The organism is Ectobacillus sp. (assembly GCF_056992975.1).
Genome location: NZ_JBXKMX010000020.1, coordinates 1 through 7766 on the forward strand (window position 1 = coordinate 1; position 7766 = coordinate 7766).

Consider the following 7766-nt stretch of genomic DNA (forward strand, 5'->3'; position numbering starts at 1 on the left):
AAGAAATAAAATACAACAACCATTAAAAGAAGCGGCAATACTTGTACAACAAACGCATTCATACTTTTAGTCCTCCTCAAATTATGTACATTTTAAAAGTTTTTTGCATTCGGTTTGTTAAAGCCATATTGTTCAAAAAATTCATCCCGAAAATCGCCAAGACGATCTTCGCGAATGGCTTGTCGCACCTGCTCCATTAATTTTAGCAGAAAATAAAGATTATGGTAAGACGTTAAACGAATTCCAAACGTTTCTTCTGATTTAATCAAATGGCGAATATATGCGCGAGAATAATTTTTACACGTATAACAATCACAATTTGGATCAAGTGGACCAAAGTCTCTTGCATATTGTGCATTTTTGATGACAACGCGTCCCTGACTTGTCATACAAGTACCGTTTCTTGCAATACGAGTAGGCAAAACACAATCAAACATATCAATGCCACGAATCGCTCCATCAATAAGAGAGTCGGGTGATCCAACCCCCATTAAATATCTAGGTTTGTTTGTTGGCAATAACGGCGCTGTATATTCCAACACACGGTTCATAACTTCCTTCGATTCTCCTACAGAAAGTCCCCCTATTGCATACCCTGGGAAGTCAAGAGAAACAAGGTCACGTGCACTTTGTTTACGAAGCTCTTCATATTCTCCCCCTTGCACAATACCAAATAAACCTTGATCATTAGGGCGAGCATGTGCTGCTAAGCAACGTTCTGCCCATCGACTCGTCCGTTCAACAGACTTTTTCATATAGTCGTACTCTGCTGGATAAGGAGGGCATTCATCAAACGCCATCATAATATCTGAACCAAGCGCATTTTGAATCTCCATTGCTTTTTCCGGTGAGAGAAAGAGCTTGTCTCCGTTCAAATGATTACGGAAATGAACACCTTCTTCTTCTATTTTACGAAAATCACTTAAGCTAAACACTTGAAACCCACCAGAATCCGTTAAAATAGATCTATCCCAATTCATAAAAGAATGAAGACCACCTGCTTCTTTCACAATTTCATGTCCTGGTCGAAGCCATAGATGATACGTATTACTTAAAATAATACCAGCATCCATTGCTTTCAATTCTTCAGGTGACATTGTTTTCACAGTAGCAAGTGTGCCCACCGGCATAAAAATAGGCGTTTCAAATGAACCGTGTGGTGTATGTACTCTGCCAAGACGTGCACCTGTTTGTTTACAAGTCTTAATTAATTCATAGGTTACAGCTGCCATATATAACTCCTTTCTTCCCTCTACAAGATTAACATTGCATCTCCAAAGCTAAAGAATCGATATCTCTCTGATACTGCTTCATTGTATGCTTGCAGAACATGATCTCTACCAGCCAGAGCACTAACAAGCATAATAAGAGTAGACTTAGGCAAGTGAAAGTTTGTTATTAAACCATCAATCGCTTTATACGTATAGCCCGGATAAATAAATATATCGGTCCAGCCAGAGCATGCACGGAATGGTCCACCTGTTATCGTTGCAATGGTTTCCAGTGTTCGTGTAGAAGTCGTTCCAACGGAAATAATACGACCGCCATCTTGCTTTGTCTTATTTAATAGGGAAGCCGTTTCCTCTGACATATGATAATACTCAGAATGCATCTTATGATTCTCAATGCTGTCTACCGACACAGGACGGAATGTCCCAAGACCAACATGCAACGTAATAAATGCTAACTGCACTCCCTTTTCCTCTAGCGTTTGCAATAATTCCTTAGTAAAATGAAGACCAGCTGTCGGTGCTGCGGCCGATCCTACTTCCTTGGCATAAACCGTTTGATAACGATTTTGATCCTCAAGTTTTTCTTTAATATATGGTGGAAGAGGCATTTCACCAAGTTCATCTAAAATTTCATAGAAAATTCCTTCATAAGAAAATTTCAACTTACGGCCGCCTTGCTCCTCCGTGCCGATACAAACAGCCTGTAGCTTTCCATCACCAAAAGACAGAATTGTTCCTTCCTTCACGCGCTTTGCAGGCTTAACAAGCGTTTCCCAGCAATCGTTCTCTTCTTGCTTAAGAAGAAGAACTTCAATATGTGCTCCTGTATCTTCTTTTATTCCATACAAACGAGCCGGCATAACCTTTGTTTCATTTAGAACGAGGCAATCTCCTGGTTGTAAGAAGGAGACAATATCATAAAAATGTTTATGCTGAATAGCTCCTGTTTCTCGGTTTAAAACCATTAAACGAGATGTTTCTCGTTTTTCTAACGGAGTTTGTGCAATTAATTCTTCTGGTAAGTCGAAATCAAATTCATTAATATCCATTATTCCACCTGTTTCTATTTAAATCGTTGTATAACGTAAAAAATGACGGATAGGATTACGCTCAGTATAAGGGACGTAACAATAGGAAAGAAAAACGTCACATTTCCTTTTTTAATCAAAATATCACCGGGTATTTTTCCAATAAACCGCCAAAGCAAACCAATTGCAATACATATACTACCAATTACTAAAAATAACTTGGACATATCCATCATTTTGTAGGTACCTCCCTATGAAAATGCTCATAGGCAAGCGGCGTGACAATACGACCGCGCGGAGTCCGCTGTAGAAAACCTAGTTGCATTAAATACGGCTCATATACATCTTCAATAGTATTCGATTCTTCTCCAATGGTTGCTGCAATAGTTTCCAACCCAACTGGTCCTCCACGAAACGAGTCCATAATGCCGATCAGTAATTTATGGTCAATATGGTCAAGGCCTAGTTCATCCACTTGCAGAAGAGAGAGTGACGTTTGGGTAATCTCCATCGTAATCGTACCATTGCCGCGAACTTGTGCAAAATCACGGACACGTCGTAAAATACGGTTCGCAATACGCGGGGTTCCACGTGATCGTTTTGCAATCTCTATCGCAGCGACTTTATCAATGACAACACCAAAAACATCAGCTGTACGCTGAGCAATAGCTGTAAGCTGATCTACCGTATAATATTCTAAACGTGATAGAACACCGAATCGGTCACGCAGTGGTGCTGATAAAGCCCCTGCACGTGTTGTCGCACCAACAAGTGTAAACGGAGGTAAATCAAGACGAACAGATTTTGCTGTCGGACCCTTCCCAATCACAATATCTAAGCAAAAATCCTCCATTGCCGGATACAATACCTCTTCGACCGAACGAGGCAAACGATGTATTTCATCAATAAATAATACATCACCAGGTTCTAACGCGGTAACGACTGCCGCTAAATCACCAGGACGTTCAATGGCTGGTCCAGACGTGGTCCTTACGTTAACTCCCATTTCATGTGCAATAATTGTGGCTAATGTCGTTTTCCCCAGTCCCGGTGGTCCATATAACAACACATGATCCAAGGTTTCCTCACGCTGTTTTGCTGCTTCAATGAAAACCTCTAGATTGCGTTTTACTTTTTCTTGACCAATGTATTGACGTAAATGCTGCGGACGTAATGAATATTCAAGCTCATCATCCTCATATACAGATTCACCCGTAACAAGACGTTCCTCCATGCTTCTCACCTCTTACCATGTAATAGAAGCTGCAGCGCCTTTTTAATATATTGCTCCGTTGTTAACTGCTCCCCTTTTAAATCAGGGACAATTCGGGAAATTTCCCTCTGCGCATAACCAAGAACTTGAAGCGCCTCTATAGCCTCTTCTAACTCTACTTGTGGATGTTGTGTATGCAACTCTATAGGGGTCGTAAATAAAGTAGGAAATGCATCTGGAACAATATCAGATAGTTTTCCTTTTAAATCCAGCATCATCTGGCGAGCTGTTTTTTTACCCACGCCTGGAAATTTAACAAGAAACTTTTCATCTTCCTGCTCAATCGCTTGTACAAGCTGCGTTGTCTCCCCTGAAGCCAAGATGGCAAGTGCCCCTTTTGGTCCAATACCAGACACACCAATCAATTTCATAAATAAGGAACGTTCCTCACGCGTCATAAATCCGTATAAAGCAATCACATCTTCGCGAACATATTGATATGTATAAATACGTATCGCCTTATCACTCTTACGAAAAGCGTAAGGATTTGGAGTAAACAATTGAAACCCCATTCCATTATAATCGAGAACGATGTACTCAGGCCCTACAAACTCTACACAACCTGTAATATACTCAAACAAAGATGTCCTCTCCCTTTTCAAGTCATGTATTCCATTTTAACATAAGAACAAGAAAAGCGGAATCGACTTGCTTTGCTCCATAGGGCAGAGGTTCCTTGCACAAAAAGGCGCTTTTTGCCTTTATGGGCGAGGGTTCTCTGACCGGAGGAGCTAGTCGATGGAGCCAGACAAGAAAAGCGGAATCGACTTGCTTTGCTCCATAGGGCAGAGGTTACTCGCACAAAAAGGCGCTTTTTCGTTTAATTATTTTCTTATTCTATTAAAAAAGGGAAACACAAGCAGGAATTATCCTTTTTGTATGACCCTCAGAGGATGTTTCGATAGTTTTTTAGGTGCCTTTTTTCTGAACGGAATATTGCTTCATTGTTTCTAACACTTGCTCATACCGCTTTTTTGATTTCACCCGAATGCCGCGCTCTAACTGATCTTTGCGATAACTCTCCAATTTTTCCATATCTATCTGAAAAAAAGAGTGAATCGCATGATTAGATTTCGGAACACCCTGATAAAGTTGCAGCATCCCTTTTTTTGAAATACCAAAATAACCGCTCGTTTTTAATAACGGAGAAATATCATTAATCCGCTTTTGCATCACCATTTGCGTATCATCTCGGTCGACAAGCTGCCAATCCTTATACACTTTCAACATTTCTTCTATGTTCGTCACTTTTTCTGTAAATATTTCCTCACTCACTTCTCCATCTACATAGGCACGCTGCAAAACAACGGTAATGGATGGTTCTTTCTCTTGAAGCATTTGTTCCGTATCTTTGGCAAAGCTAGAAAGAGAAGCTTCAAATAGAAAGGCACTTCCACACACTAGTATGAGTGTAAGCTTTGCTAGAAAGTTCATTCAACCTTCATCTCCTACAATCGTTAGTTTGAACTAACCCTTAGAGTTATGAGTTTCCACTACTAGTTTGACCATATGAAGACGTTTTATCCATCTTATCTAGTTGAAGCTTTCTCCTGAAACCTAGCAAACCCTTCTCTACCTAGTAGCAAACCAAAAAAGGAGAAACGCCTAAGCGTTCTCCTTCTTCGAGACTTACATTACGTTTGGACGAATAGATTGAAACATACTATCCATTTCCGTTTTTAAGCTAGGGGTCATGGTTCCTCTTAGCAAATGAATACTCATCGATTGTACTTTATTAAACATTACTTCATCAGAAGTTATTCTTACATGTCGCCCATTTGTGATTGGCGAAATTTCTTTTGAAACAGCATCTTCTGCCTTTTTCTCTTCCCCTTTAACTCGTGGTCTTATCGCCACGATTACATCGTTTCCTTTTACAATTGTTACCCCTTTTTCTACTTCATTCATACGGTTGATTCGTTGTGTAAGATCTTCTGCCAATTTACGATCTTTCGCTGAATCATATCCGTTCATTGTTATATTGCGTTTTGGATACGCATTATAAAAATGTGACTGGGATGTTGGGTCTGTATGGTAATCGTATGCAACACTATTGCGTTTATTATGAATGTGTTGATTAATCTTTGAGTATTTGACATTCCCATAATTAGGAACCGTAGTTTGATTAATACTTGCATTTGTTACGTTAGTGTACGGTATATTACCATGTACATTTGGATAGTAGCTTTGTCCCCTATAAGATGTTTGCTCATATCCAGTTTGCTGTTCCATGGACGTTTTTGGTTGAGTAGTACTACAAGCTGTTAGTGTGCCCACTAGCAAAAGAGTTGTTGCAACCTGCTTTACTTTTTTATGCAATGCAAACACCCCCACGAATAAGAGTAAGCCTTTTGGCTCTCTCTTATATTGGCTCATGAGGGTGATTTTTAAACTGACAGATATTGTTTAAAACTTAGGAGGTGCTACTGCTAAGTGACGTTTATGTTCAGAACGAGCGTGCATGTTTTCAATGATTAGACGATCTTTCTCTGGAATTTCTTCGCCCTTTAAATATTTATCAATCATATTGTATGTTGTTCCCATTTCATTTTCATCCGTTTGGCCTTCCCAAAGTCCTGCAGTAGGTGCCTTATGTATAACTTCATCAGGTACACCTAATGCGATTGCTAACTCACGCACTTCACCTTTCGTAAAGTTAACAAGAGGTACTAGGTCAACCCCACCATCTCCGTACTTCGTAAAGTAACCAGTATGCCATTCAGCTGCATTGTCTGTGCCAACAACAAGATAGTTAAAGTTATTTGCAACTGCATACAAAGTTGACATACGAAGACGTGCTCTTGTATTTGCATCGCCAAGCTTCGCTTTTTCTTCATTCCATGTTCCAGCACTCTTTAGTTGTGATTCAATCTCATGAAACAAAGTATGATGGGTATCTGTTAAAGTAATCACATAGTGTTCAATACCACTGCTTTCAACGACTCGCAGTGCATCTTCCGCATCTTTTTCATTACTTTTACAAGGCATAATCAATCCAACTGAATGATTAGGAAAGGCACGCTTAATCAAGTGTGTTGTAACTGCTGAGTCAATTCCACCACTAATCCCAACAATTGCACCATTTGCATGAGCTTCCTTCACTTTTAACTGTAGCCATTCAACAAGTTTTTGTATTGTTTCTTCCATTATTCCATACTTCCCTTCGTATGTTTGTGATTATGTTACCATATTATATAATCGCTCGACAAATTGTAAGCGAAACCGAAATTGCTTTTTTGTGAAATAAATCAATTGCTGCTCGAATCGTTTTTTTTCATTATCAGAAAGAAACAAAAAATAGTACCATTCACGTATTAGATCTTCCGGGAATAGAAGGAAAAGAAGAAACATACGATTGCTAAGGAGTTCTTTCAGTTCATAAAATGTTGTAAGTTCCTCTAATGACCAATTTTCATAAGGCAATGCTATATGACACCATTTCACATAATCATAAATGATAGGACCATAGCTCATACAGTCAAAATCAATTAAATATACTTGATCAGCTTTTACATAATTATGCTCCGTAATATCTCCGTGCAAACATGTATGAATAGATGCTGATATCTCAGTAGGAGAAAAACGGGCTAATGCGAAAGATGACCAGTCCAGAACCCTTCGTACGATTGATTCTCCCATATAAAATGATAAAACTTGTTTGTGAATATCGATTGTCTTCACTCGTTTGTACCACTTTAACCATACAGTCTGAACGGGTAGAATTGAACAAAACTGTTCAGGAAGCATACACGCATAGGTATGATATAAATGGAGAGTTTCAAGCGAATGCTTGCGATCCTCCTTCAATCGGAATGAAAATGGTTCATTGTATGGCAAATAATCGAATAATAACCAGTAGGTCGATTCGAACTGCTCATATGTTTTTCCATTCGGAAGCAGCCTAGCAAATGATGTAGAGGAAAATCCAGTTTTTTGTAATTGCTTAGAAATCATAAGCTGTAGCCACATCTTTTTGAAGGTAGCATATCCCTTTAAAACGTATTTATCATTATCCGTTTCAACAACATATATATGCGGTTTTATCGGAATAACCTTGCTAACATTCATACCTATTTGTTGCAAGAAGAAAAAAAGGCGATTCATACATGCATCGCCTTTTTTATGTTCATTATGTTTCATTGTCATCATCATCAATCTTTGGTGTGCCAAATAGGGATTGTTGGTCCTGACGATAGTAGGATGCTTGTGGATACGGAGCATATGGCACGGATG

The 7766-nt window shown here is 39.2% G+C and carries 9 protein-coding genes; all 9 read right to left on the reverse strand.

The genetic code is table 11. The annotated features are described in order from the left end of the window. Positions 1-92 precede the first annotated feature (92 nt). Positions 93-1232: a tRNA guanosine(34) transglycosylase Tgt gene (gene tgt / locus AC11ZT_RS00815; RefSeq protein ID WP_484057786.1), complete on the reverse strand. Its 1140-nt coding sequence runs from the start codon at positions 1230-1232 to the stop codon at positions 93-95. 20 nt (positions 1233-1252) lie between these two features. Next, entirely contained in the window at positions 1253-2281 is a 1029-nt protein-coding gene (gene queA, locus AC11ZT_RS00820) for a tRNA preQ1(34) S-adenosylmethionine ribosyltransferase-isomerase QueA (RefSeq protein ID WP_484057787.1), read from the reverse strand. 14 nt (positions 2282-2295) lie between these two features. Next, positions 2296-2496: a DUF2905 domain-containing protein gene (locus tag AC11ZT_RS00825; protein ID WP_484057788.1), complete on the reverse strand. Its 201-nt coding sequence runs from the start codon at positions 2494-2496 to the stop codon at positions 2296-2298. Beyond that, a complete protein-coding gene (gene ruvB, locus AC11ZT_RS00830; protein ID WP_484057789.1) occupies positions 2493-3494 on the reverse strand; it encodes a Holliday junction branch migration DNA helicase RuvB in 1002 nt (333 codons plus the stop codon). The genes AC11ZT_RS00825 and ruvB overlap by 4 nt, the downstream gene beginning before the upstream one ends. Positions 3495-3499: 5 nt before the next feature. Continuing rightward, complete coding sequence (gene ruvA, locus AC11ZT_RS00835) at positions 3500-4114, reverse strand: Holliday junction branch migration protein RuvA (protein WP_484057790.1); 615 nt, start codon at positions 4112-4114, stop codon at positions 3500-3502. 328 nt (positions 4115-4442) lie between these two features. Next, a complete protein-coding gene (locus tag AC11ZT_RS00840) occupies positions 4443-4967 on the reverse strand; it encodes a BofC C-terminal domain-containing protein (protein ID WP_484057791.1) in 525 nt (174 codons plus the stop codon). A 195-nt stretch (positions 4968-5162) separates the two neighbouring features. Continuing rightward, positions 5163-5852, reverse strand: coding sequence for a YhcN/YlaJ family sporulation lipoprotein (locus AC11ZT_RS00845; protein WP_484057792.1), 690 nt, complete (start codon positions 5850-5852; stop codon positions 5163-5165). Positions 5853-5939: 87 nt separating this feature from the next. Continuing rightward, positions 5940-6680, reverse strand: coding sequence for an NAD(+) synthase (gene nadE / locus AC11ZT_RS00850; protein ID WP_484057793.1), 741 nt, complete (start codon positions 6678-6680; stop codon positions 5940-5942). A 30-nt stretch (positions 6681-6710) separates the two neighbouring features. Continuing rightward, positions 6711-7637, reverse strand: a complete 927-nt coding sequence (locus AC11ZT_RS00855) for a hypothetical protein (protein ID WP_484057794.1) — start codon at positions 7635-7637, stop codon at positions 6711-6713. Positions 7638-7766: the final 129 nt, after the last annotated feature.

Coding starts and splice junctions, on each gene's coding strand:
- AC11ZT_RS00840 (WP_484057791.1), bottom strand. CDS start 4,967: ATGAACTTTCTAGCAAAGCTTACACTCATACTAGTGTGTGGAAGTGCC.
- AC11ZT_RS00855 (WP_484057794.1), bottom strand. CDS start 7,637: ATGAATCGCCTTTTTTTCTTCTTGCAACAAATAGGTATGAATGTTAGC.
- ruvB (WP_484057789.1), bottom strand. CDS start 3,494: ATGGAGGAACGTCTTGTTACGGGTGAATCTGTATATGAGGATGATGAG.
- AC11ZT_RS00825 (WP_484057788.1), bottom strand. CDS start 2,496: ATGATGGATATGTCCAAGTTATTTTTAGTAATTGGTAGTATATGTATT.
- tgt (WP_484057786.1), bottom strand. CDS start 1,232: ATGGCAGCTGTAACCTATGAATTAATTAAGACTTGTAAACAAACAGGT.
- nadE (WP_484057793.1), bottom strand. CDS start 6,680: ATGGAAGAAACAATACAAAAACTTGTTGAATGGCTACAGTTAAAAGTG.
- queA (WP_484057787.1), bottom strand. CDS start 2,281: ATGGATATTAATGAATTTGATTTCGACTTACCAGAAGAATTAATTGCA.